Here is a 23,388-nt window from a genome sequence, read left to right as displayed (position 1 = left end):
TTCTCGCCTCAGTCGTGGAACATTTTTACCGATGACGGGCTGTAACTGCTGCCCGTCATGAAACGGCTGAACTGTTCGCGTGCCTGCTCCTGCGCGGCCGCCCGCCTCGCCTGCTCAAGGGCTTCGGCTCGCCCTTGTGCGGCCAGCATCGCAGTGAGATCGGCAACTTGCTTGGCTTGCACGGCGAGGAGCTGGTTGCCGGCCTGCGTTGCCTGAAGCACGCCGACGGCCGACTGGCTGGCACCGACCAGCGCACTCGTCTGCTCTTGTGTCCCGGCGATGTTGTCGACCGCGACGGCGCCGGTTTTCAGCGAATGCTCAAAGGCAGACACCGAGGTCTGCCATCGTTGACGCGCGCCGTTGACAAGCTGCTGGCTGGAGAGATCCGAACCGAAATTCTTGTAAGCGGAGGTAAACTGGCTCTCGATGTCCTGGACGCTGTAGGCCAGCTTCTCGGCCTCGCCGAGCAGGCTCTTCATCTCGGAAAAATTGCCCTCGATCTGGCCAAGCAGCGAGGTCGGCAGCGACGTGAGATTCTTCGCCTGGTTGATCAGCATCTGCGCTTCGTTTTGCAGCGAGGTGATCTGGTTGTGGATCTGCTCCAGCGCACGCGATGCCGAAAGCAGGTTTTCGGCATAGTTCCTCGGATCGAACACGATCAGCGCCGATGCTGGTGCCGATGACAGCGCCATGGCGACGGCGATGGCGCCGGCTGCCGCCTTGCGACGGATTCGGCTGCCTGCAAGATTGGAATTCATGACGAAATCTCCTCTGTGGACTGGTCGATCACGTTGGTGAGACCTGGGATGAGGTCGGCCGCCCAGGAGAGACCGCGCTCCGCTAGCCAGGCCTCGAGGAAATGCTCTCGGCCGGCCTCGGCGATTGTCCGGTCGATCGCGGCCTGGTCTGATTTGGACGATGTGGCGCAGAGCGCCAGCGCGATCGGACCGAGTCCCAGTTCGAACAGACGGTTGCCGCGGCGGCTTTGACAGTAATAGTCGCGCTTCGGTATCGCCCGGGCGATGATCTCGATCTGACGATCGTTGAGACCAAAGCGTCGATAGATCTCGGCGATCTGCGGCTCGATAGCGCGCTCGTTCGGCAAGAACAGCCGCGTCTGGCAGCTTTCGACGATTGCCGGCGCGATTGGCGATCCGGCGATGTCGGAAAGCGACTGCGTGGCGAAGACCACGCTGGCGTTCTTCTTTCTCAGCGTCTTCAGCCATTCGCGCAGCTGGTCGGCGAAACCGCCATCGTCGAGCGCCAGCCAGCCCTCGTCGATGAGCAGCAGTGTCGGCCGGCCGTCCATCCTCTGCTCGATGCGGTGGAAAAGATAGGCAAGCACCGCGGGAGCAGCACCCGTGCCGATCAGGCCCTCGGTTTCGAACGCCTGGACGGAGGCTTCGCCGAGACGCTCATACTCGGCATCAAGCAGCCGGCCAAAAGCGCCGCCGATGCAGTAGGGACCAAGCGCCTGTTTCAGCGGCGAGGACTGCAGCAGCACGGACAGGCCAGTCAGTGTCCTCTCCTGGACTGGCGCAGACGCCAGCGACGTCAGCGCCGACCACAGATGTTCCTTGACCTGCGGCGTGATGGGCACGCCTTCGCGCAGTAGAATGTCGAAAAGCCAGTCGGCCGCCCAGGCCCGCTCCGGCGTATGATGGATGCGGGCAAGCGGCTGCAGCGACACGGTGTCAACGTCGTCCGACAGATCGGTCAAAGTCAGCAAGGGCAACGGATCGTCAGACCCCTGCCCGCTTGCGGTATCGCTTCCGAGATTGTGCCAGTCACCATTCATGGCGAGTATGGCCGCGCGGATTGAGCCGCCGAAATCAAAGGCAAAGACCCGGCTGTTTTCGTAGCGCCGGAACTGAAGCGCGATCATCGCCAACAGGACCGACTTGCCGGCGCCCGTCGGGCCGATGACGAGGGTGTGGCCGACGTCTCCAACATGCAGGCTGAACCGGAACGGTGTGGCGCCCTCCGTTCTGGCGAAGAACAGCGGCGGCGCTCCAAGATGCTCGTTCTCGATCGGACCTGCCCAGACCGCGGAGAGTGGAATCGTGTGCGCGAGGTTGAGCGTGGAAAGCGGCGGCTGGCGAATATTGGCATAGACATGGCCAGGAATACCGCCCAGCCAAGCTTCGACAGCGTTGACGCCTTCGGCGATACAGGTGAAGTCCCTGCCCTGAATGATCTTTTCGACCAGACGCAGCTTTTCGCCGGCGATCGACGGATCGGCATCCCAGACCGAAACGGTGGCGGTGACATAAGCTTCGCCGATCTGGTCAGAGCCCAGGTCCTGGAGCGCCGCGTCCGCATCGGCCGCCTTGTTGGCGGCGTCCGTGTCGACGAGAACGGATGCCTCGTTGGTCATCACCTCTTTGAGGATCGCGGCGACGGATTTCCGCTTCGCGAACCACTGACGGCGTATCTTCGTCACCAACTTGGTCGCGTCGGTCTTGTCCAGCATGATCGCCCGCGTCGACCAGCGGTAGGAGAAGGCAAGGCGATTAAGATCGTCGAGAATCCCCGGGAAGGTCATCGTCGGAAACCCGGTGATGGTGAGTGTGCGCAGACGCGCATCGCCAAGCCTCGGCTCTAACCCGCCGGCCAACGGCTGATCGACAAGCAGAGCATCGAGATGCATCGGCGTTTCTGGCACGCGAACGCGATGCCGCTTGGTCGAAATGGTTGAGTGTAAGTAACTCAGCGTCTCTCCGTCATCGAGCCAGTCAGCTTCGGGAACGAAGCCCTCGATGAGGTTGAGCACGCGGTCGGTGCGGTCGACAAAAATCTTCAGGAGCTCCCAAGGATCGACGCCGGTCTTTTCCCGGCCTTCGTAGAGCCAACTCTCCATGCGCGACGCTTCCTCGGCCGGAGGCAGCCACACGACGGTGAGGAAGTAGCTGCTTTCAAACAGCACACCGGAGTCTTCGAACTGTTCGCGACGCTCGATGTCGAGAAGTGCGGATGCGCAATCCGGGAACCGGCTGTCTGGGTAGCCGCTGGCAGGATTGCGCTGGGCTTCGACAAAAAGTGCCCAGCCGGAGCCGAGCCGGCGCAGCGCGCCGTTGAGCCGCGCGGTCGTGCCGACGAGCTCCGCCCGCGTCGCGGAGTCCAGATCCGGCCCGCGAAAACGCGCCGTCCGTTGAAAACTGCCGTCCTTGTTGAGCACCACGCCCGGCGCTACCAGGGCAGCCCACGGCAGATAATCGACGAGGCTGGCACTCTTCTTTCGATATTCCGCGAGGTTCATCATGGCGAAACCTCAACATCCGAAATGCACGGGATAGCGCAGGTGGCGGCGAACCACATCGACGAATTGCGCATCGCGCTTTGCCGCCCAGACGGCCACGAGATGTCCGACCGCCCAGATGATGAGCCCCGCGATCCACAAGCGAAGCCCCAATCCAATCGCGCCGGCCAGCGTGCCGTTGGCGATGGCGACCGCACGCGGCGCGCCGCCGAGCAGGATCGGTTCGGTGAGCGCGCGATGCACCGGCGCGAAAAAGCCACGGATCTCCTCATCCATCAGATCAGAGCTCCGCCACCGAAGGAGAAAAAGGACAGAAAGAACGAACTTGCCGCGAAAGCGATCGACAGCCCGAAGACGATCTGGATCAGCCGGCGAAATCCGCCTGACGTGTCGCCGAAGGCGAGCGACAAACCGGTGATGATGATGATGATCACCGCCACGATCTTGGCGACAGGCCCCTCGATTGACTCAAGGATTTGCTGAAGCGGCTCCTCCCAGGGCATGGAGGAACCGGCAGCATGGGCGGGCGCAATCGTCATGATCGCGGCGGTCGCCGCATACGACAGCTCCACGGCAAGTTTGCGGATAGCCGATGAATTGAAGCGGATCTGGGTCATTCTGAAGCTCCATAGGGAGAGTGGCGATTCACGGTCGTTGTGGTCTCGAAATTTGCTTCCAGGGTGCGGTAGTCGCCGGTGGCCGGATCGAGCCCGTCGACCAGGGCGATCTCGACGAGCCGGCGCGCTGAGCCGCGGCCAGCGAGAACTGCGATGAGATCTATGGTTTCGCCAATCAGTGCGCGCGGAACCGTAATGACCACCTCCTGCACGAGCTGCTCCAGTCGCCGCAGTGCGCCAATGGCAGAATTGGCGTGGATGGTGCCGATGCCGCCGGGATGGCCAGTGCCCCAGGCCTTCAACAGATCGAGCGCTTCCGCACCGCGTACCTCGCCGATCGGAATGCGATCGGGCCGAAGGCGTAACGACGACTTCACCAGATCGGAAAGCGAGGCGACACCGTCCTTGGTGCGCAGCGCCACAAGATTGGGCGCAGCACACTGCAGCTCTCGCGTATCCTCGATCAGCACGACGCGGTCGGCGGTTTTAGCGACCTCCGCCAGCAACGCGTTCACGAGCGTGGTCTTGCCCGTCGACGTGCCGCCGGCCACCAGCACGTTCTTCCGTGTCTTCACGGCAAGCTGCAGGACGCCAGCCTGGGCTTCGGTCATGATGCCGGCGGCGACATAGTCTTGAAGCGTGAACACCGCGACTGCCGGCTTGCGGATGGCGAAGGTTGGCGCCGTGACAACAGGCGGCAACAGACCCTCGAACCGTTCGCCGGTCCCGGGCAGTTCAGCCGAAACGCGCGGCGAGCCCGAATGCACCTCCGCACCGACATGGTGCGCGACCAGCCTGACGATCCGTTCGCCGTCTGCCGCGATCAGTATTTCATTGCTTGCAGCGAGTCCTTCGCTGAGATGGTCAACCCACAGGCGACCGTCGGGATTGAGCATCACCTCGACAATGGCTGGATCGTCAAGGAAGCCGGCGATCGCCGGGCCGAGGGCGGTGCGCAGCATGCGCGCGCCGCGCGATACCGCTCCCTTGCTGGCACGATAGTTGGTCGCCATGCGGGTCCCCGTTTCTCGCCACGAACTGGTTCTTGCCGCGGTCGGGGATCATTAGAAAAGGCAGGAGCGCCGGCCTTGCAACAAGCAAAGCCGGCGATCGTGGAATGACGTGCAGAGACTTGCGAAATGCGGCCGCGACCGCGATAGCTCAGCAACCCGGTGCCCGACTGGCCATCTCCGCTCCAGCAGAACATCCGGCTATATCTAGGGCCGCAAGCGAAGCCCGATTGGGAAGTCATTCTTGGCATCGACGTTCCAAGGATCGGCTCGACGTGCATGTTTTGCCGTCCGGCGAGGCGTTCTCGGTGGGTATGACCATGCCGGGGTGGAGGATCTGGTTCGGCGATTGGCAGCCCTTTCGCCGGCCGTTGTCGGATTGGAGTCGACAGGCAGCTTCGAGAGACTGGCGGTCGCCGCCTTGGCAGGCAACGGCCTGGCGATTGTCATGATCAATCCGGCGCGGGTGTAGGCGAGGCTAGCAGGTATGTTGAGGAGCCTAGAGAACTATGGTGGAAATTGCCAGAAAGGTAGATTTTTGGAGTTTCTCGTGTCCCTGAATATCAAAAATCCGGCCACCGTTGCTCTCGCCGATGAACTCGCACGCCGCCAGGGTATCAGTAAGACAGCAGCCATCCATCAAGCCCTTAGCGAGCGCTTGCATCGCTTGGGCTTTGGAGAGACCGCTCAGGAGCGTCTGCTGGCAGAATTGCGCGCCATCCGAGAAAGAGTGGCACGATTGCCTGAACTGGATACTCGCAGCGACGAGGAGATCATCGGGTATGACGAGCATGGAATCCCTAACTGATGGTGATCGATACCTCAGCTGTTGTAGCGATCCTTCGGAGCGAGCCTGAGGCAGCAAGGCTGGAACGAGCGCTGGTCTCCGACCCAATCCGACTGGTCCCGGCAACCGGGGTGCCCGAGGCACGCATGGTGCTGGTCAGCAGGCGCGGGCGAACACGCATTGGCCGAGATCGATCTTTGGCTGCGCAATATCGAGGCCGACATCATTCCTGTCGACTCCGAATTGGTTGATCTGGCGACCCAGGGTTGGCTGACCTACGGCAAAGGCCACCACCCGGCGGCGCTGAATTTTGCCGATTTCCTGTCCTATGCTTTGGCAAAGCGTGCAGACGAACCGCTGCTTTTCATCGGCAAAGACTTCTCCCAAACGAATATCGAACCGGCATGAGCACGAGACTCTAGGATCATCGGCTGTCTCCAGCTTGAACCCTGTAATAGCGCCAATTAGTTTCGATCCTGTCGGCTGGGCCTGCATCAAGGGGGGTCGTGCCAATTGGTCCCAAAGCAGAGCAAGCTGGCGTCTTTCGTCCCTCCGATCTGGCGCTGCTGGGCCGCGTCTTCGATCGGTTGGAAGTTGAGGGCCAATCCAGCCGGCCAACATGTCGCTCAGACATTCACGGCCGCGGCGCTGCTTGTGCGAACAAATGATGGGCCTCGTCGAAAACGGCCCTTGGGAGGACCCGAAGCTCGCTTGCTTCGTAGGGGAGATGCTCGAGATACTGCGTCGTCAGCCGGGCAACCACTTGCGCTTGGGCCAGGTCGCGACGGCGCTTGATTGGCTCGCGATCAGCTCGTTTTGAGACCCAGAATTTGTGGGCGGCAAAAATACGCGGATCGGGTGCCACGAGCCGTAACGGTCCGCCTTTTTCATCGATGGCGATTGCTTCGAAAGCAGGGGCATTTTCCAACCATGCCAGGCCGGCGATCTCGGCGGCCACCAATTCGTCGTCAGCCTTCCCGATAGTTTCCCGGCTCGGCTTCCACGCCGGGTTTGCGAGCGGTTTGATCAGATCGACGAGATATCCGTCGCGGTTCACCGCGCGGAATGTGGCGGATGAACGCTCGAAAGACCGATCGACCTTGCGCAAAAGGTTGATGAGCGCTCCATCTTCGACGTTGGCGCCAGACATGATCCTGAGGGACTGGCGCGAGTCCATGAGAAGATCGATATCTTGCGTCGATGTGATTCCGGGATCCACGAACACTCCGGCCGCCGCCTCATAGGCGTAGATCGCATTCGTGCCTGCAATACGAATGCCTTCCCCGAGAAGACCGGCGTTATCGATTGCTCTGATAATTCTTGCGGCGATCAGGGGAACACGCCCAAGCCGGAGCGCGCGATTGACAGCAGATTGGCGCTCCATCTGCTCCTGTCGCGCAGAGAGCGTTTCTTGGGCGGACGCGCGAGCTGCTTCCCAATCCGCCTTGACAGCTTCGCTCGCCGGCGAGCGCCGACCCTCTGCCTTTTGGTGTCGTACGCCAGCGGCGTCGTAGTAGCTTCGCATCAAATGGTCGATGCCGTTCACGGTGTGCCAGACGAGGGATCCCCGAAAGCTCTTCGCCTTCCTTTGGGCCTCTTTGAGCGCAATGAAACGTTGGTCGGAATTGACTTTTTCCCGACGCTGATCGTTATTTAATTCAACAAAATCAATCAATTCAACAGTTACCATACGTTTAGCTCAGAGCTGTTGCAAGACACAATAGGCGGCGGAGCGCCCGATTGCAACAGCTCTCACGTGATTCCACTTCGACTGTTGAAGTAACTGTATTAATTAAAAAATATGACAACGGAGCGGCTTTTCTACGGCAGCGCAGTCGAAGCAAAAGCGCCGCTCGAACGCGGCCTTCGCTGGTTTTATTCGATCCTAGACCGGGCCGGTGCAAACGGTCTGAGAAAGCTACCAAGATGGCGATGGTGGTCATTCGTCACCTCAAGCAGATCCGCTCGATTTGCAACTCCGCGGATGGCGTGACAAAGCTCCCTTTCCCCCGGCTTGGAAGTGCTTAGCTGTCGTCCCTATAAGACTTGGCGGCATTATCGATCTTACGCCAGTCGTTTCCGTGCCGCCGCACAAGCTCCCGCGCCTGGGCTGGCGATACACTTTGCGTTTCGACGAAGTGGTTCACTTCCGTCTCCTCGCTTTCAGGGGACGCGAACGAGGGCTCGTTGGCCGTCTGGCAATTGGGTTTTTGCATCTAGTCTGGGCATGAATGGACCTCTCCTGGAGCAAAATAAACGGTCCGGCGCGGCGAAGCTTTCCCACGCTAGCATTCAGCAGTTTCACCGATCGCCTCATTGGCTGCCCCTAGCGGCTCTGACCATACGTTCTGGTGCTCTTAGACCCAAATGAACTGCACCGCGTTGTTTGCGAGCAGTGCTGTGCTTCGCAATCTGATGGAAAAATCCGACGCCCCTGCTGCACCGCAGACAGTTCCTGGTGCCGAAGCGCGCTTTCCGTACGATCGAGCGGCGGTTGAGCGGTTTCGACAGGCATTCCCGCGCGCCAGGTGGAGTGACGAGCGCACAAGCTGGTTCGTGCCGGGAAAGACTGCCGCGCGGCGCATCCAGCGCTGGCTTGCGCAAGAGGCGGATCTACGAGTAGCACATGATGACAGCAAGGGACGAGACGCCTTCGCCTTCGATCCCCTGTCGAGCCGGTATCTGGAAGTCGCGGACGACCTGCGCATCCGCACGCCATATTCGCGGACGGTTCTCGAAGAACTGCGAGCCGTTCCATGGGCGAGCTGGGACGACGAACTGCGGGCCTGGAGGGTGCCTTTCCGCTCCTACGAGGAGTTGAGGCGCCATTGGCCAAGCATCGAAAGGGCCGCACGCCGCGCAGAACCGGAGGAGAGGAAACGGCGACGGGAAGCGTCCAAAGACTCCGAGGAATATAAAGCCGCCAGATTACGGTATGCCGAACGCAGGCGACGTCGCTATTCACTGCCCCCTGACGATTTACCCCAGCTTGGCCCTGCCGTGGCAACGGAGCAATACGGCGTCGTGGTCTTCACCGAGATTTCGGGCGAACTCGTCGCCTCGGAGCTAGCAGCGTTCTATCCGCATTTGATCGAGGCGAACGTCGACTATATCTGGGGCAGATGGCGTCCGGCGACCTTGACTGAATTGATTAGAACATGGCCCGCTCGGCGTGCTGCCGAGTTAACGGAACGGCAGCGAGGCTGGTGGCAACCAACGCTGCCCGAGCTCAGGATAGCTCGCCAAAAAGCCCGAAGCATGGCCCGAAGAAGGGCAAGGCTTGGGCCGCTTCCAGCGTCTGTCCGGTTGCTCTAGTGTTGAAATGTCAACCGATCGGAACCTTCCATGTGCAGCGATTGCGAACAACATATGAGCTGGCTGAACATTGCCCGATGATGGCGTCGCTGGCGTTGAAGATCGGGGCGCATGAAACCGAACTTGACCTGCCGTAGGCGCGCGACACCCGCATCAATGATCTGGCTCCAATAACCCGCGTGGCAGCTGAAGCCAGCGTCGGCGTTCTTCGAATTTACCGGACGAAGTACCCGAAGGCCAAGGATTCATTTTCGCTCTACGCTCCGCGTTTATGACCATCGCCGACCGAGAGGAAGTTCGCCGCTCCGCTGACACGGGGCTGGGCGGGGCGCGCCAAGGTCATCGCTGACTGTCAAACCATTTCTGCAGAATTTGACGCACACAAGGCCGATCCGAGGCCAACTGGGAGTGCATACCAGCTTGGAATTGTGCGGAACCGTACGAAGTCGATTGCAAGCAACCAACCTGGTTGGCCGGGCATTAAATTTAGCAAAGCGTCAATGGGGGAAAGCATCGGGAGGAAGACCATGCTGCACGTTAACATGCCTCGCGAATTTGAGGTCGGCGATGAGGTTGCGCTGGCAGGTACCGTCGTCACGATTCTCCCCAGCGGGCGCGCCAGGGTGAGCATTCCTTCGTATGACCATCCTTATACGATTGATCCGCCACCCAAAGTCCGGGCCGGCGACCGAGTGATTCTTGTTGGGGACGTCACCCGCATCGAGCGCGGGGCGAACAAACTCACTGTGCGGATTGACTGCGGCGGGGTGATCACGGTCGACAAGTCGGCGATCACCCGGCTGAGAAAGCACCGCCGGACTTCAGCGGGTTGACGCTCCGGCGATACAACGGCCGGCGTAGGGAAGATGCCAGCGCCTTTGAACAGCCCAAGGGTGCGGCGCGGTCCAGCCGGATATGGAGCGGACGAACGGATAAGCGGGAGCTCGACGGCTAGGGCACGCGTCCAGCGTAGTGCGTCCCTGGCGTCTTCGGATTACTGGTGAAGCAAGTCAGACCTGGCCTATCGCAACCGCGCCTCACCTGCCGTCCAGCGTTCGGATTCGCGATCGTCGCTCTCGGCAACAGGCGGCGCGCCCGGCCAGGACGTGTCGCATGTGCGCGCTGTCGAAGGAGGCGCCCAGCAACATTTCGGGTGAAGGCAACGCGGGCATCGCGATCGATCGTAATCTTTCTCTGCAACGAGCGCCTGATCGCCGGTCAGCAGTTTCAATCGCGATGGGCTCCGGCTCGTACCCATTATGGAGATCACATGTTCGTCCCGGACCCCGATGCCGGCAACAGGTCTGCTTCGGAGCGTCGCGACGGAACTGGGCGACATGGTTGCGGTGGAGTAAGCGCCCTCCCCTGGGTCAACAACCCCGTCGGTGACGGCCGCGACCGCATCGGCAATCAAGTCGTCGCTGAAAGGCCGCAAGGTATCTGTCACGACATAGCGCGCCGGCGAAGCTCCGCCCTTGCGACGGGGATTCGTTGTAAGCCGATCAGACGGCAACGCCGGCCAGATGAGCGAGAACTTACCCTCGGTGTGGGTCTCGACCAGGCTCGACGTTCGTCGGTAACTGCCTACGAGTCAAGGTCGTAGGGCTCGTGGCCCAGGTCGTTGTGATGAAGCGCCTCTGCCATACACCTGATGTCGAACGCCTGGCCGCACGCCGGGCAGAGGACGAAATACTCCTCCTCCCGAAGTGGCGATGCATCGTGGTCTTGGGGGATGACGATGTCATTGTATTCGTCGGGCATTGGGTCCTCCGGCAACGCCGCCCGCCATGCTGGAACGCCTGCCGGCAGGATTTATTTCAAAGTTACTGCGCCTAAGAAGAAGCCCTGGGCATCGATCGTGGCCCGATGTCCGGTTTCGCTGGCAATAACCTTGCCGAGGCCCGCCGCTCCGATGAAAGGTGATCTGATGGGCATCAGCTGCGCAAAATAGCTCGGAAATCGGGCACTGGGGTTGGGCTGTTGAAGCGCACTGTCTTGCCGGCAGGTCATCCAGTCGCTGGCGGCGCTGGCGGGACATCGTCGGCTATTTCTTGCCTGAGCCTTGGTCCTTTGCTGAGCCGGCGACCGAGCGCATCGACGAAATTGTCGTAGCGCTGCAAACCCTTCGCGCGGGCTTCGGCCTGAGCGGATTCCGGCAAGGCTGGGGTCGAATTGAGCCAAAACCGGACGAACAATGCGAGCGTCTCAATAGCAATTCCGACGTCGCGTTCGACACGCTGCACACGTCGATCGATCTGGTCGAGGCGTCGAGTGATCGCGGCTTGCTTTCGCTCTTCGGCATCCGGCGACAGGAACGACGCGAGCGCAGCCTCGGCAACCAGTGACAGCGAGGCCTCGCGCCGCTCCGCGTAGTCTGCCAGCGCGTTCATCACGTCAGGATCAAGATAGGCAGAGAGACGTTTTTTCTTGGCGTTCTTCATGCGCTCAAAGCTCAATGCCATCATTGGGGTCAAGGGCGGCCTGACGAGCTGCGCGTCTCATGGCTTGATCGACACTGCGGCGACGAACGGCGTCATCGTCGGGCTCGTCCCTGTCGAGGTCGAACTCATCGTCGCAGCGTGGCGTTCGTTCCGGCGCGATGTCTTCGTGTTCGGGAAGCTCGGGCTGGCGGCGAATGCCGCCATTGGCCGGATCCTCGTCCTGCTGATCCCTGGCAAGCCTCAGCTTGCGAGATTTGCCTTCCGGCTCAGCAAGAAGTGTCGTGTTGGTCCAGTCGTCAGAGCGAGCGTTCTGCGTTGTCCCTCCGGTCCTTGGTGGCGGCAAGACACGCTCGGCAAGACGCGGGTCGGCAAAGTAGCGTGCCTTCTTCGCACGGATTGGGAACTGGCCCGAGATCATAATGATCGCCTCGGTAGGCGGCAGCTGCATGATCTCGCCCGGCGTCATCAGTGCACGCGCCGTTTCCTGCCGCGCCACCATCAGATGCCCGAGCCAGGGCGACAATCTGTGCCCCGCATAGTTTTTCATGGCGCGCAACTCGGTCGCGGTCCCCAGAGAGTCTGAGACGCGCTTGGCCGTCCTCTCGTCATTCGTGGCGAAGCTCACCCGCACATGACAATTGTCGAGGATGGAATTGTTCGGTCCGTAGGCCTTCTCGATCTGATTGAGCGATTGTGCAATCAGGAACGACTTGATGCCATACCCGGCCATGAAGGCCAGCGCGCTTTCGAAGAAATCGAGCCTGCCGAGCGCGGGAAACTCGTCCAGCAGCATCAAAAGACGCTGCCGGTGATCCTTCGCGTGAAGATCTTCGGCGAGCCTGCGGCCGATCTGGTTAAGCACGAGTCGCATCAGCGGCTTTGTGCGACTGATGTCCGATGGCGGCACGACCAGATAGAGCGTCGTCGGCCGTGCCTCCTCGACAAGGTCTGCGATCCGCCAGTCACAGCATGACGTCACCTTGGCCACAACTGGATCGCGGTAGAGGCCCAGAAAACTCATGGCCGTCGAGAGCACGCCGGAACGCTCGTTCTCGGACTTGTTAAGCAGTTCCCGAGCAGCCGACGCCACGACGGGATGCGGGCCTGCATCACCCAAATGCCGCGTCAGCATCATGGCGCGCAGCGTTGCCTCGATTGGCCGCTCTGGATCGGAAAGGAAGTTCGCCACGCCTGCGAGGGTCTTGTCTTTCTCCGCATAGAGCACGTGCAGTATTGCGCCGACCAGCAACGCATGGCTGGTCTTCTCCCAGTGGTTGCGGCGTTCCAATGTGCCTTCTGGGTCGACCAGGACATCCGCCACGTTCTGCACATCTCGAACTTCCCACTCGCCCCGTCGCACCTCCAGCAGAGGATTGTAGGCTGCGGATCCAGCATTGGTCGGGTCGAACAGAAGCACCTGGCCGAAACGAGCCCGCCATCCGGCCGTCAGTTCCCAGTTTTCGCCTTTGATGTCGTGGACGATTGCCGAACCCGGCCAGGTCAGTAGTGACGGTACGACCAGGCCGACGCCTTTGCCGCTTCGGGTCGGTGCGAAACATAGCACGTGTTCCGGACCGTCGTGGCGCAGATAGTGTCGGCCCAACATACCCAGGATCACCCCATCCTGACCGATCATCCCAGCGGCCTTGATTTCGTCTCGCGTCGCCCAGCGCGCCGAGCCGTAAGTCGTGGTATCCTTTGCCTCGCGCGCCCGCCACAGCGACATCCCGATCGCTGCGACGATAGCCATGAGGCTTCCGCTCGCCGCAATCGCCGCGCCCTCCAGGAAGACCTTCGGCGCGTAGGCGTCGTAGAAAAACCACCACCAGAAAAAGGCTGGCGGCGGGTAAACGGGCTGTCCAGCCAATTCGAACCACGGCGGACCGAGTTGGCTTTGAAAGCCGAGCCGCCCTGCCGTCCACTGTGTTGCTCCCCATGTTGTCGCGACGACGATCAGAAAGGCGGTGAGGATCTGGCCCCATAAAACCTTGCTTGCCGGCATCGGTCGTTTCCCAAATGGATGATCGGAACAACCGAAAAGCTCGAATTCCTAAATTCGCAAGAAAAAAGGGGCGGTCGAAGCAGCATGGCGTACCCGGACGTGGAAAGACTTGCCCGATGCGATCTCGAATGTTGAACGAGCATAGGGGGGCTGCTTTCTTCTGGAGCCGTTGAGCCGCTACTTGCCCAATGATAGTTAGTTGTCTCGGCTCAGATGGCATTCGACGAGATGGACGGGTTCTTGGAGAACCACGGATTGCGCATGACCAAATGAACAAGAGTCCTCAGCGGCGCGCCGAGCCGGAGAACACTCTAGTCCCGGCAAGTGGTGGTCAGCCGTTCTGCTGAGCTCGAATCTTACCGCCTCCCTGATCGGTAGCGCGATAGATCCAGAGCCGACTCGATGAGCAGACCCATCAAGTCTGTTCAATTTTGTTAATCAATTCAGTCACATCAACTATTGCCATGGACTTTCGTTGGAACTGTTGCAAGCCGCGCCGGCCTCACGGGTCGCGGAATCTATTCGGCCGCACCTAAGTTCCAGATGTCCCGATGCAGGCGCCATGTCCCGTCGTCCCCTTTTTTCCAAACGACAATGTACTTGCCCGCAACGGTGGAAGGGGCACCGCCTTTGCTCGGCACACTGAGCGTAAATGCGCCAACTTCGTAGGCGAGATTCCCGCTCCCTTCCACTTCCAGCGCCTTCAGGGTGAGATTCTTCATCCCGGCCTTGATTGCGCCCTGCCAGAATTCTTCCACGCCCTTGCGGTCATCGATGCGTTTGCCGTCGGGTGGCAGCAGGGCGGCATCGTCGGTATACATTTGACCTACCGCTGCTGCGTTTCCGCTGTTGAAGGCGTCCATGAATTTTACCAACGCCGCTTCGATGTCCTCACGAGCCGAGTGGGGGGCCGCAGACAATGCAGACGAAAGAAGCAGCACAGCAGCAAATGCAAATGACTGAACCAGTCTCATTTCGTCCTCCCTTGCGTGCCCGACATGCCCACCCGATGAATAGCGCCGACCCGAGGGCGCCGCGGCGTTCGATGGCCAGGCGCGGATTATATTAGACTTATCTGATATGACGGCGCAAGCGCAGCTGCGACCCTCTGAACGACCAGCGTAGCAGCTGCCGGAGAGCTTCAAAGCGGCGGCTACCGCTCACTGCCTCCTCGTCTCGACGAAAGAATTCGTTCGAATGATGCTTTTCCGCGGCTTTGCTCGCAAGTTTTCGTCAGCCAGCACAGGGCCTCCTCTTACGCTCGCTGGTCGTCAAGGCCCAGCGGCCACTAGCTGACAGTCCCCCCGCAGCCAAGCCGCTGGGCCCTCGACGTGGGGAACGAGCATTGGAGACGATGTCGCGCTTTCCGTTACAGCCCGAAGGCGGGTGACAGATGACCGCGTCAGCCTCTCCACCCCGAGCTACGATTTCACGCATTCGATCAGGCACAGCTCTCTCGGGCTAGCGCGCCAAGCATGAGTTAGCTCCCGAATGAGCAGGTGCCGCCCAGTTCAGCTTCGGCCCTTGCGCGCGCAAGGTATTGGCCGAGATCGATCGGCAGTCCGGTCGGCAAATTGGGGCAGCGATGGCGAGAATGAATGCCGGGAACTTCCCTTCGGTGCCGCTTCGTCGATCTGTTTGCCGAGAAGACGCGCGCGCTGCGTGCCGCCCCCCATACCGTAGAGAACTCATTTCAGGTCACACACACACACACACACGACGCCACCGAGATCCTGCATCACTTTTCTACTCCGACGCCGCCACGTCACCAAGATCAGTCGCGAGCGTGATCGCGGCTATCAAATCGGGATCGCGCGCCGGAGCGCTCTATGAGTGAGCCCCGAACGGCGCGCTGCTCCTCGAGCAATCCGGCTCGACGTAAGGCGGGCCATCCGTGCCGGCCTCGTGACTAACAGACGGGCGAATGGCGGTTCCTGGACTCACCTTTTTGTCTGAAGTCGCTTCCTTGAGCCGGTGGCGGAGTTCTTGCTTGATCGACTTCAGCACCGTCTTAGAATCGGTTTTCGGAAAATTTGTCTTGTGGCATCAATTTTCATGGGATAGGATCATTTTTCATAGGTTTTGGCTCGAACTAACCAAAATTCGATGGAAGGATTCGCTTTTCATGCCTGCGGTGCAACAGCACCAATTTTCAGGTCCTGTTACCGTTTTTCAGGAAATCCGCCTTCCTGAAACGGCGACCCCGGCCGGGTACAGCGCCCTGATCGGAGCCTACAGGCTCGCCGTGCCCTTGCCCCGTAGGTTGTTCGCCACGGGCGAGCATCATCGCATTACCGAACGGGATGGCTGGCGGATCATGACCCCCCGCCATGCCCCAAATCCTACCCTCGAAGGCCACCTGACCTTTGCGCTCAAGTACGAGGGACTGAACCTTGCCGTCCTCAAGCGGCTGTTCCAAGTGACCGGTCCCGCGCCGATCGAGGCGCTGGTCCGTGAAAGCCCGACCGGCAGTTATGCCCGACGCATCTGGTTTTTATATGAATGGCTGAGGGGCGCGCGTATCGATCTGCCGGACGCGAAGGCCGGACGATACATTCCGGTTGTCGATCCCGAGCTGCAGTGGCCGGGACCCGACAAGACCGCTTCGCGCTACCGCGTAAGGGACAATCTCCCCGGCACGCGTGAGTTCTGCCCTCTGGTGTTCCGCACCAAGATTCTCGAAAAATTCATCGGCCTTGAACTACCGCGGCGCGCGGAGGCAATCGTAGCGGACGTGCCGCGCGACCTTCTTGCTCGGACCGCCGCCTTTCTTTTGCTCAAAGACTCGCGATCAAGCTATGCGATCGAGGGCGAGCACCCGCCGCAAGATCGCATCCAGCGCTGGGGCCGCGCCATCGGCGAATCCGGCCGCTGGCCGATCAATCGCGATGAGCTGCTGCGTCTGCAAAGAATTGTACTTGGCGACGCCCGTTTCGTAAGACTTGGCTTCCGAAAAGAAGGAGGTTTCGTCGGTGAGCATGACCGAGACAACGGCACGCCCTTGCCCGATCACATCAGCGCTCGGCCCGAGGACCTGCCGCGGCTAATTGATGGAATGGCGGCGTTCGATCAGGGCCCCGCGCAAAACCTTGATGCAGTCGTAGCCGCCGCAATCCTCGCCTTCGGCTTTGTCTACATTCACCCGTTCGAGGACGGAAACGGCCGCATTCACCGCTACCTAATCCACCACGTCCTTGCCATGCGCGGCTTCAATCCGCCGGGAGTTGTCTTTCCCGTCTCGGCCGCGATCCTGGACCAGATCAACGAGTACAGGGGCGTGCTCGAGAGCTATTCGCAGCGCCTTCTGCCGTTGGTGGAATGGGAACCGACGCCGCAATTCAACGTCCGGGTGCTGAATGACACCGGTGATTTCTACCGGTTCTTCGATGCAACCCCGCACGCCGAATTCCTCTATGCCTGCGTTCAGCGGACGATCGAACGGGACCTTCCCGAGGAAACCGCATTTCTGCAGCGCTACGATCAGTTCCGGCAGCAGGTGGACGCCTTTATCGACATGCCCGAGCGGTTGATCGATCTGCTCTTCCGTTTTCTTCACCAGAATGATGGACATCTATCGAACCGCGCGCGCGAAAAGGAATTCGCCGCGCTGACCAATGACGAGGTAGGAAGAATCGAGGCGATCTACGCGCAAACCTTTGGTCCCCATTGAAGGTGTGATCATCAGGATCGATTTTTAGTCCGACGGTTTGCGATTCCCTTGTCCCTGCCTTCATCTCCGACGCTTGACTTGTCGCCGAGACATGCACGATTTTTTCCGCACGGTCTGACCGGCGGCCGATCAGCCGCGGCCAGAACGCGCTTGACAAACCGGAGCCGTCCCGTCCAACCTCACGCATTCACCAGGGGAGTCCCGGCAAGGGGCTGAGATACTGCTGGCATTCGCGGCGCAGTGACCCGTTGAACCTGATCCAGTTCATACTGGCGTAGGGACGGTGCAAGCGCTTTGCGGGAGTTTACGCCCGAGATCCTGTTTCGGCAGGTCGACAGAAGCGTCTTTTCATCCTCCCGGCACAGAACTGGGTCTCCAATGCAACGAGCAAAGGAGCCTCAAGATGAATGCCCTCACCCCCGCCGTCTCGACGGGACCGCTGCCCGCCTCACGAAAAATCCACAAGCCCGGTGCCATCCACCCGCAGATCAGGGTACCGATGCGCGAAATCTCCGTCCATCCGACGGCCGGCGAACCGCCCGTCACCGTCTACGATCCGTCCGGCCCCTATACAGACCCGACTGTCGAAACCAGCATCGAAAACGGCCTTGCCCGGCTTCGCCACGAATGGATTACGGCGCGGGGCGATGTCGAAGCCTATGACGGCCGCCACGTGCGGCCGGAAGACAACGGATTCGCCGCAGGCGAGCGCCTGACGCCGGAGTTTCCAGTCCGTAACCGGCCGCTGAGGGCCAAGTCAGGCAAGGCGGTGACTCAGCTTACCTATGCGCGCGCCGGCATCATCACACCCGAAATGGAGTTCGCCGCCATCCGCGAGAACCTTGGTCGCGAGATCCTGCACGGCAAGCTTGAGCGCGACGGCGAGGCTTTCGGCGCGACACTGCCCGATTTCGTCACGCCGGATTTCGTGCGTGATGAGGTGGCGCGCGGACGCGCAATCATTCCCGCCAACATTAACCACCCAGAGAGCGAGCCGATGATCATCGGCCGCAATTTCCTGGTCAAGATCAATGCCAATATCGGCAACTCCGCTGTCACCTCCTCGATGGCCGAAGAGGTCGAAAAGATGGTCTGGGCGATCCGCTGGGGCGCCGATACGGTGATGGACCTGTCGACCGGCCGCAACATCCACAACATCCGCGACTGGATCGTCCGCAACTCGCCGGTGCCGATCGGCACGGTGCCGCTCTACCAGGCGCTCGAGAAGGTTGGCGGCATTGCCGAGGATCTGACCTGGGAGGTGTACCGCGACACGCTGATCGAACAGGCCGAACAGGGCGTTGACTATTTCACCATCCATGCCGGCGTGCGGCTGCATTACATCCCACTGACCGTTGACCGGGTCACGGGTATCGTCTCGCGCGGCGGCTCGATCATGGCAAAATGGTGCCTGCACCATCACCGGGAAAGCTTCCTCTACGAGCACTTCGCGGAGATCTGCGACATCTGCCGCGCCTATGACGTCTCCTTCTCGCTCGGCGACGGCCTTCGTCCCGGCTCGATCGCCGATGCCAACGATGCGGCGCAGTTCGCCGAGCTGGAAACGCTTGGCGAGCTGACGAAGATCGCCTGGGCGAAGGATTGCCAGGTGATGATCGAGGGGCCTGGCCACGTGCCGATGCACAAGATCAAGCAGAACATGGACAAGCAACTCGCCGTTTGCGGCGAGGCGCCGTTCTATACGCTTGGCCCGCTGACGACCGACATCGCGCCGGGCTACGACCACATCACCTCCGGCATCGGCGCGGCGATGATCGGTTGGTTCGGCACCGCCATGCTCTGCTACGTCACGCCCAAGGAACATCTCGGCCTTCCCGATCGCAACGACGTCAAGACCGGCGTGATCACCTACAAGATCGCGGCGCATGCCGCCGACCTGGCGAAGGGTCACCCGGCGGCGAAGATCCGCGACGACGCGCTGTCGCGGGCCAGATTCGAGTTCCGCTGGGAGGACCAGTTCAACCTGTCGCTCGATCCCGAAACAGCGCGGTCCTTCCACGATCAAACCTTGCCCAAGGAGGCGCACAAGCTGGCGCATTTCTGCTCGATGTGCGGACCGAAATTCTGCTCGATGCGAATTTCCCACGACATCCGCGCCGAAGCGCAGAAGGAGGGCATGGCGGCGATGGCGGCGAAATACCGCGAGGGCGGCGATCTCTACGTGCCGGCGGACGAGACCGGCGCACCGCTTTCGCCACAGGCGCATGAGCCATCATGAAGGTGCTGGTCAAAGGGGCCGGCGTTGCCGGCCTCACCGCCGCCTTCGAGCTCGCCGCACGCGGCGCGGCGGTTTCCGTTGCCGAGACAAGGCCTGGCCTTGGGGGCAATGCGTCGTGGTTCGCCGGCGGCATGTTGGCGCCATGGTGCGAGCGCGAAAGCGCCGAGCAGCCGGTGCTGGATCTCGGGCGCGGTGCCGCCGACTGGTGGGATGCCGCAACGCCCGGCCAGGTGACGCGGACCGGAACGCTGGTCGTGGCCGCGCCGCGCGATGCGGGCGAGCTCGACCGGTTCGCCAGCCGCACGACGGGCTATCGGCGCGTCGAGGAAGATGAAATTGCCTTGCTGGAGCCCGACTTAGCCGGCCGCTTCCGCCGCGGATTGCTCTTTCCCGATGAGGGCCATCTCGATCCGCGCCAGGCGATGGCAGCGCTTCATGACAAGCTCGCGGCCATGGGTGTCGAATTCCACTTCGGCGCCGACGCCCAGCATGTTTTTGGTTTCGATCGTCAGATCGATTGCACGGGAATGGCAGCCGCCGATGACAGGTTGCGCGGCGTTCGCGGCGAAATGCTCATCCTGCGCACCCCTGATACCTCGCTGTCGCGCCCGGTCAGGCTGCTGCATCCGCGCTTTCCACTCTATGCAGTGCCGCGCACCGACCACCGTTTCATGGTTGGTGCGACGATGATTGAAAGCCAGTCCGCCGGACCGGTTACGGCGCGCTCCATGTTGGAGCTGCTGGGTACCGCCTATGCCCTCCATCCGGCCTTTGGCGAGGCCGAGATCGTTGAAACCGGTGTTGGCGTCCGTCCAGCCTTTCCCGACAATTTGCCGCGCGCCGAAACGAACGGTGAGATCATCGCGATCAACGGGCTCTATCGTCACGGTTTTCTCCTGGCTCCCGCCATGGCGCGCCAGGCTGCCGACCTGGTTTTCAATCAAGACGGAACCAAGGAGCTTGCTCATGAAACTGATGGTCAACGGCAAAGTGCATGAGGTTGCCGCCACCACGCTGGCCGAGCTGCTTGCCGCGCTTGACTATGAGGGCGATTGGCTCGCGACCGCCGTCAACAACGACCTCGTGCACAAAGCCAGCCGGGCGGAATTCCAATTGAACGACGGCGACCGGATCGAAATCCTCTCGCCCATGCAGGGAGGCTAGCCATGTTCGATCTTCTCGGGACGACGCTTCCCTCCCGCCTGCTTCTCGGCACGGCTCAATATCCTTCGCCGGCTATCCTTTCCGATGCGGTCAAGGCGTCGGGCACGTCGGTGCTGACCGTCTCCTTGCGCCGTGAAATGGCAGGCGGCAGGGCCGGCGAAAAATTCTGGTCGTTGATCCGCTCGCTCGGCGTCAGAATCCTGCCCAACACTGCTGGCTGCCACTCCGTCAAGGAAGCGGTCACGACTGCGAAAATGGCGCGCGAAGTCTTCGGTACGAGCTGGGTCAAGCTCGAAGTGATCGGCAACCACGACACCCTGCAGCCGGATGTGTTCGGTCTGGTCGAAGCCGCCCGCATCCTGTGCGAGGACGGTTTTGCTGTATTCCCCTATACTACCGACGACCTTGTCGTTGCCGAGCGGCTGCTTGCGGCGGGCTGCAAGGTCTTGATGCCGTGGTGCGCGCCGATCGGTTCCGCTCTCGGACCGATCAACATCACGGCGCTGCGCTCGATGCGCGGACATTTCCCAGGCGTTCCGCTGATCGTGGATGCGGGGCTCGGACGGCCGTCGCACGCGGCAACCGTCATGGAGCTCGGCTTTGACGCCGTACTCCTGAACACCGCGGTCGCCAAGGCGGCCGATCCGGTCGGCATGGCGCGTGCGTTCGGCAAGGCGGTCGAGGCCGGTCGTGAAGCTTTCAACTCGGGAATGCTCGAACCGCGCGACGTCGCCGTGCCGTCGACGCCGACAATTGGCAGGGCAGTTTTTTCATGAAGCTCGACCCCTTCTACCTGATCGTCGACAGCGCCGCCTGGATCGAACGGCTGGTGCCGCTTGGCGTCAAGCTGGTTCAGTTGCGCATCAAGGATAGGGACGAGGCCACGTTGCGGACGGAAATCCGCCGCGCGAACGGCGTCTGCGCGGTCCATGGTTGCCAACTGATCGTCAACGACCATTGGCGCACGGCAATCGAGGAAGGCTGCGACTTCGTCCATCTCGGCCAAGAGGATTTGGCTGCGGCCGACCTGCTGGCGATTAAGTACGCCGGATTGAAGCTCGGGCTCAGCACGCACGATCATCTCGAACTGGAAACGGCTATCGCTGCCGAGCCCGACTATATCGCGCTCGGCCCCATCTATCCCACCATCCTGAAGCAGATGAAATGGGCGCCGCAAGGGCTCGAACGGATCAGCGAGTGGAAGCGCCGGGTCGCACCGATCCCATTGGTCGCAATAGGCGGCCTCAACCCCGACCGGCTCGACGGTGTCTTCGAGGCTGGTGCGGACAGCGCGGCGGTGGTCACCGACATCACGTTGAATGCCGATCCCGAAGCGCGCACGCGAGAATGGATCGAAAAGACAAAGCCATGGCGCTGAGTCGAGAACCGCATGTGCTCGTGGTCGGCGGATCAGACTCCAGCGGTGGGGCTGGAATTGCACGCGATATCGAGACGATCGCTTCCATTGGCGTGCGCACCTGCCTGGCTGTCACAGCGCTGACGGTGCAGACGCACGAAGCCGTGATGGAAATCCATCCTTCGCAGCCCGATCTTGTGGCCGATCAGATGCGCGCCGCGCTGCAGGCCAACAAGGTGGCGGTAATTAAGATCGGCATGCTCGCAACGGCCGAGATCGTCGTTGCCGTCGCGGCTGTGCTACGCGAAAATCCGCAGGTGCCGGCAGTGCTCGATCCGGTGCTGGCCTCGAGCTCCGGCCGGGGGCTTCTGGAAGCAGGTGCCATCGCTGCCATGAGGCGCGATCTGATGCCGCTTTGCTGCCTTGTGACCCCCAATCTCCTCGAGCTGGCGGTCCTTGTTGGTGCGGAACCGCCAGCCGACGAGAGCGACGCGGTGAGACTGGGACGGAAATTGCTGGCAGCCGGCGTGCCGGGCCTGCTGATCAAAGGGGGCCATGCATCAGGACCTCGATCAACCGATATTCTGTTGCGTTCCGATCAAGAACCAATCCGCTTCGACGCACCTCGTCTTGTCGCATCAATGCGCGGGACGGGTTGCATGCTGGCTAGCGCGATTGCGGCGCATCTGGCGAAGGCGAAGCCGCTCGAAGACAGTGTGCGCGAAAGCAAGCGGCTTGTCTTGGCCATGTTTAAGAAGAATGCAGCAGACCGACGAAACTTGTAAGATTTTCCAACTCTCGAAAGACACGCCTGCCTCTCGCGGGTCCGGGCTGGTAATTTCCCCTCCTAATTCACCTCACTCGACAGGAGTAGTTTGACGCCCTCGCCAGGCGGCGACCGCGAGATCAACGATGGCGAGGCGGCCGTCGTGCGCCGTATCTAGTGCGTTGTGTGGCATCCTTTCCCCACATCCGACTGTGATCCTGGAATTCACCTTGGTCGCGAGCTCCTGCTAAACGACGCCCCTCGACGGGAGCGGTCGATCCCGCGTCTCGGCTGCGGCGGCGCTAGGCTGACGCTCCTTAGGCCGTCCTGTTGAACCGGACTCGGGATCACGAACTGCCTCCGACAATGAATGAACATTGTCCGTCTTACGGCCATTTCATCGTCACCGCCGGTGTGCTCAAGCGATGCAGGCCATCCCTGTCATTCAAGGGATTATCGGCTTCGAAAAACAGTGAAGCTTCATCCGTCCTTGCATCCGCTTCGCTCAGGCTCAGCAGACGTCAGCAGGTTCTTCACCACGTTAAGAGCGAGGGCGTGTGGCTCAAGCCGGCTTGGCACGAGGGCCGGGAGGTGATCGCGGTGTTCGAGACCGAGCCGACGCGAACCCAACCACTTTATGTGGCTCGAGTGGTGTGAAGGTCGGATCAGCTTCATTCGCGACTACCGCAACGCCCGCTATGTTGCCGATGATGCGGAGCTGGCGCTGGACGCCAGGTCCCACGACGACGGAACCGGCGACT

The 23,388-nt window shown here is 61.2% G+C and carries 20 protein-coding genes, 1 pseudogene and 1 riboswitch; of the genes and pseudogenes, 11 read left to right on the top strand and 10 right to left on the bottom strand.

Annotated features, from left to right (window positions below; genetic code table 11):
* Positions 1 to 8: 8 nt before the first annotated feature.
* The 5 genes from trbJ to trbB form a co-directional block, all read right to left on the bottom strand.
* Positions 9 to 758, bottom strand: a complete 750-nt coding sequence (gene trbJ, locus NKI25_RS15160; protein ID WP_352595174.1) for a P-type conjugative transfer protein TrbJ — start codon at positions 756 to 758, stop codon at positions 9 to 11.
* On the bottom strand, positions 755 to 3,262 hold the full coding sequence (gene trbE / locus NKI25_RS15155; RefSeq protein ID WP_352595177.1) for a conjugal transfer protein TrbE: 2,508 nt from the start codon (positions 3,260 to 3,262) through the stop codon (positions 755 to 757). Before trbE ends, trbJ begins: the two co-directional genes overlap by 4 nt.
* Before the next feature lie 9 nt (positions 3,263 to 3,271).
* On the bottom strand, positions 3,272 to 3,535 hold the full coding sequence (locus NKI25_RS15150) for a VirB3 family type IV secretion system protein (protein ID WP_352595179.1): 264 nt from the start codon (positions 3,533 to 3,535) through the stop codon (positions 3,272 to 3,274).
* Positions 3,535 to 3,798 carry a TrbC/VirB2 family type IV secretion system protein gene (locus tag NKI25_RS15145; protein WP_352492921.1) on the bottom strand — a complete coding sequence of 88 codons (264 nt, stop codon included), beginning with the start codon at positions 3,796 to 3,798 and terminating at the stop codon, positions 3,535 to 3,537. The genes NKI25_RS15150 and NKI25_RS15145 overlap by 1 nt, the downstream gene beginning before the upstream one ends.
* Positions 3,799 to 3,872: 74 nt before the next feature.
* Positions 3,873 to 4,889 carry a P-type conjugative transfer ATPase TrbB gene (trbB, locus tag NKI25_RS15140; RefSeq protein ID WP_352595185.1) on the bottom strand — a complete coding sequence of 339 codons (1,017 nt, stop codon included), beginning with the start codon at positions 4,887 to 4,889 and terminating at the stop codon, positions 3,873 to 3,875.
* Positions 4,890 to 5,436: 547 nt separating this feature from the next.
* Here trbB and NKI25_RS15135 point away from each other — a divergent pair.
* Together NKI25_RS15135 and NKI25_RS15130 are read left to right on the top strand one after the other, a co-directional pair.
* The gene (locus tag NKI25_RS15135) at positions 5,437 to 5,694 is read left to right on the top strand and encodes a type II toxin-antitoxin system VapB family antitoxin (RefSeq protein ID WP_352502877.1); all 258 of its coding nucleotides are present in this window, start codon (positions 5,437 to 5,439) and stop codon (positions 5,692 to 5,694) included.
* A pseudogene (locus NKI25_RS15130) lies at positions 5,694 to 6,081 on the top strand (type II toxin-antitoxin system VapC family toxin). The gene NKI25_RS15135 and the pseudogene NKI25_RS15130 overlap by 1 nt, the downstream one beginning before the upstream one ends.
* A 226-nt stretch (positions 6,082 to 6,307) precedes the next feature.
* On the opposite strand, the gene NKI25_RS15125 reads toward NKI25_RS15130, so the two are convergent.
* Positions 6,308 to 7,363: a GSU2403 family nucleotidyltransferase fold protein gene (locus tag NKI25_RS15125; RefSeq protein WP_352595188.1), complete on the bottom strand. Its 1,056-nt coding sequence runs from the start codon at positions 7,361 to 7,363 to the stop codon at positions 6,308 to 6,310.
* A gap of 725 nt (positions 7,364 to 8,088) precedes the next feature.
* Between NKI25_RS15125 and NKI25_RS15120 the strand changes: the two genes are divergently transcribed.
* Complete coding sequence (locus tag NKI25_RS15120) at positions 8,089 to 8,988, top strand: hypothetical protein (RefSeq protein WP_352998644.1); 900 nt, start codon at positions 8,089 to 8,091, stop codon at positions 8,986 to 8,988.
* Between the two features lie 527 nt (positions 8,989 to 9,515).
* Entirely contained in the window at positions 9,516 to 9,821 is a 306-nt protein-coding gene (locus tag NKI25_RS15115; protein ID WP_352989465.1) for a hypothetical protein, read from the top strand.
* Between the two features lie 751 nt (positions 9,822 to 10,572).
* On the opposite strand, the gene NKI25_RS15110 is transcribed toward NKI25_RS15115, so the two are convergent.
* The 4 genes from NKI25_RS15110 to NKI25_RS15095 all read right to left on the bottom strand — a co-directional run bounded on the left by NKI25_RS15110 (position 10,573) and on the right by NKI25_RS15095 (position 14,405).
* Positions 10,573 to 10,749, bottom strand: coding sequence for a hypothetical protein (locus NKI25_RS15110; RefSeq protein ID WP_352708175.1), 177 nt, complete (start codon positions 10,747 to 10,749; stop codon positions 10,573 to 10,575).
* Positions 10,750 to 10,994: 245 nt separating this feature from the next.
* Positions 10,995 to 11,429, bottom strand: coding sequence for a CopG family transcriptional regulator (locus NKI25_RS15105; RefSeq protein ID WP_352596062.1), 435 nt, complete (start codon positions 11,427 to 11,429; stop codon positions 10,995 to 10,997).
* A gap of 4 nt (positions 11,430 to 11,433) precedes the next feature.
* The gene (locus NKI25_RS15100; RefSeq protein WP_352998643.1) at positions 11,434 to 13,431 is read right to left on the bottom strand and encodes a conjugal transfer protein TraG; all 1,998 of its coding nucleotides are present in this window, start codon (positions 13,429 to 13,431) and stop codon (positions 11,434 to 11,436) included.
* A 518-nt stretch (positions 13,432 to 13,949) separates the two neighbouring features.
* Positions 13,950 to 14,405, bottom strand: coding sequence for a YybH family protein (locus tag NKI25_RS15095; RefSeq protein WP_352596050.1), 456 nt, complete (start codon positions 14,403 to 14,405; stop codon positions 13,950 to 13,952).
* A gap of 1,151 nt (positions 14,406 to 15,556) precedes the next feature.
* Here NKI25_RS15095 and NKI25_RS15090 point away from each other — a divergent pair.
* The 7 genes from NKI25_RS15090 (at position 15,557) to NKI25_RS15060 (ending at position 22,646) form a co-directional block, all read left to right on the top strand.
* Entirely contained in the window at positions 15,557 to 17,101 is a 1,545-nt protein-coding gene (locus NKI25_RS15090; protein ID WP_352596059.1) for a Fic family protein, read from the top strand.
* 182 nt (positions 17,102 to 17,283) lie between these two features.
* Positions 17,284 to 17,400, top strand: a riboswitch (TPP riboswitch).
* 104 nt (positions 17,401 to 17,504) lie between these two features.
* Positions 17,505 to 19,340 (top strand): phosphomethylpyrimidine synthase ThiC, encoded by a 1,836-nt coding sequence (thiC, locus tag NKI25_RS15085; RefSeq protein WP_352708177.1) that lies wholly within the window; start codon positions 17,505 to 17,507, stop codon positions 19,338 to 19,340.
* On the top strand, positions 19,337 to 20,338 hold the full coding sequence (thiO, locus tag NKI25_RS15080; RefSeq protein ID WP_352853587.1) for a glycine oxidase ThiO: 1,002 nt from the start codon (positions 19,337 to 19,339) through the stop codon (positions 20,336 to 20,338). The genes thiC and thiO overlap by 4 nt, the downstream gene beginning before the upstream one ends.
* On the top strand, positions 20,307 to 20,504 hold the full coding sequence (gene thiS, locus NKI25_RS15075; protein WP_023679205.1) for a sulfur carrier protein ThiS: 198 nt from the start codon (positions 20,307 to 20,309) through the stop codon (positions 20,502 to 20,504). The genes thiO and thiS overlap by 32 nt, the downstream gene beginning before the upstream one ends.
* A gap of 2 nt (positions 20,505 to 20,506) precedes the next feature.
* The gene (locus NKI25_RS15070; protein WP_352853585.1) at positions 20,507 to 21,280 is read left to right on the top strand and encodes a thiazole synthase; all 774 of its coding nucleotides are present in this window, start codon (positions 20,507 to 20,509) and stop codon (positions 21,278 to 21,280) included.
* Positions 21,277 to 21,882: a thiamine phosphate synthase gene (locus NKI25_RS15065; protein WP_352596356.1), complete on the top strand. Its 606-nt coding sequence runs from the start codon at positions 21,277 to 21,279 to the stop codon at positions 21,880 to 21,882. The genes NKI25_RS15070 and NKI25_RS15065 overlap by 4 nt, the downstream gene beginning before the upstream one ends.
* Entirely contained in the window at positions 21,852 to 22,646 is a 795-nt protein-coding gene (locus NKI25_RS15060; protein WP_352640790.1) for a hydroxymethylpyrimidine/phosphomethylpyrimidine kinase, read from the top strand. The genes NKI25_RS15065 and NKI25_RS15060 overlap by 31 nt, the downstream gene beginning before the upstream one ends.
* Positions 22,647 to 23,388 lie beyond the last annotated feature (742 nt).

Origin of the sequence: Mesorhizobium sp. M0808 (assembly GCF_040320025.1) — a bacterium.
GTDB lineage: Bacteria > Pseudomonadota > Alphaproteobacteria > Rhizobiales > Rhizobiaceae > Mesorhizobium.
The sequence above is the reverse complement of the archived record's forward strand: the minus strand, read 5'-3'. Positions and strand labels throughout refer to the sequence as shown.

What these genes read in the sequence shown, in the direction of transcription:
- trbB (WP_352595185.1), bottom strand. Translation starts at nt 4,889, where the DNA reads ATGGCGACCAACTATCGTGCCAGCAAGGGAGCGGTATCGCGCGGCGCG.
- NKI25_RS15125 (WP_352595188.1), bottom strand. Translation starts at nt 7,363, where the DNA reads ATGGTAACTGTTGAATTGATTGATTTTGTTGAATTAAATAACGATCAG.
- NKI25_RS15145 (WP_352492921.1), bottom strand. Translation starts at nt 3,798, where the DNA reads ATGACGATTGCGCCCGCCCATGCTGCCGGTTCCTCCATGCCCTGGGAG.
- NKI25_RS15150 (WP_352595179.1), bottom strand. Translation starts at nt 3,535, where the DNA reads ATGGATGAGGAGATCCGTGGCTTTTTCGCGCCGGTGCATCGCGCGCTC.
- thiO (WP_352853587.1), top strand. Translation starts at nt 19,337, where the DNA reads ATGAAGGTGCTGGTCAAAGGGGCCGGCGTTGCCGGCCTCACCGCCGCC.
- NKI25_RS15110 (WP_352708175.1), bottom strand. Translation starts at nt 10,749, where the DNA reads ATGCCCGACGAATACAATGACATCGTCATCCCCCAAGACCACGATGCA.
- NKI25_RS15115 (WP_352989465.1), top strand. Translation starts at nt 9,516, where the DNA reads ATGCTGCACGTTAACATGCCTCGCGAATTTGAGGTCGGCGATGAGGTT.
- trbJ (WP_352595174.1), bottom strand. Translation starts at nt 758, where the DNA reads ATGAATTCCAATCTTGCAGGCAGCCGAATCCGTCGCAAGGCGGCAGCC.
- thiS (WP_023679205.1), top strand. Translation starts at nt 20,307, where the DNA reads ATGAAACTGATGGTCAACGGCAAAGTGCATGAGGTTGCCGCCACCACG.
- NKI25_RS15095 (WP_352596050.1), bottom strand. Translation starts at nt 14,405, where the DNA reads ATGAGACTGGTTCAGTCATTTGCATTTGCTGCTGTGCTGCTTCTTTCG.
- thiC (WP_352708177.1), top strand. Translation starts at nt 17,505, where the DNA reads ATGAATGCCCTCACCCCCGCCGTCTCGACGGGACCGCTGCCCGCCTCA.
- NKI25_RS15070 (WP_352853585.1), top strand. Translation starts at nt 20,507, where the DNA reads ATGTTCGATCTTCTCGGGACGACGCTTCCCTCCCGCCTGCTTCTCGGC.
- trbE (WP_352595177.1), bottom strand. Translation starts at nt 3,262, where the DNA reads ATGATGAACCTCGCGGAATATCGAAAGAAGAGTGCCAGCCTCGTCGAT.
- NKI25_RS15120 (WP_352998644.1), top strand. Translation starts at nt 8,089, where the DNA reads ATGGAAAAATCCGACGCCCCTGCTGCACCGCAGACAGTTCCTGGTGCC.
- NKI25_RS15065 (WP_352596356.1), top strand. Translation starts at nt 21,277, where the DNA reads ATGAAGCTCGACCCCTTCTACCTGATCGTCGACAGCGCCGCCTGGATC.
- NKI25_RS15090 (WP_352596059.1), top strand. Translation starts at nt 15,557, where the DNA reads ATGCCTGCGGTGCAACAGCACCAATTTTCAGGTCCTGTTACCGTTTTT.
- NKI25_RS15100 (WP_352998643.1), bottom strand. Translation starts at nt 13,431, where the DNA reads ATGCCGGCAAGCAAGGTTTTATGGGGCCAGATCCTCACCGCCTTTCTG.
- NKI25_RS15060 (WP_352640790.1), top strand. Translation starts at nt 21,852, where the DNA reads ATGGATCGAAAAGACAAAGCCATGGCGCTGAGTCGAGAACCGCATGTG.
- NKI25_RS15105 (WP_352596062.1), bottom strand. Translation starts at nt 11,429, where the DNA reads ATGAAGAACGCCAAGAAAAAACGTCTCTCTGCCTATCTTGATCCTGAC.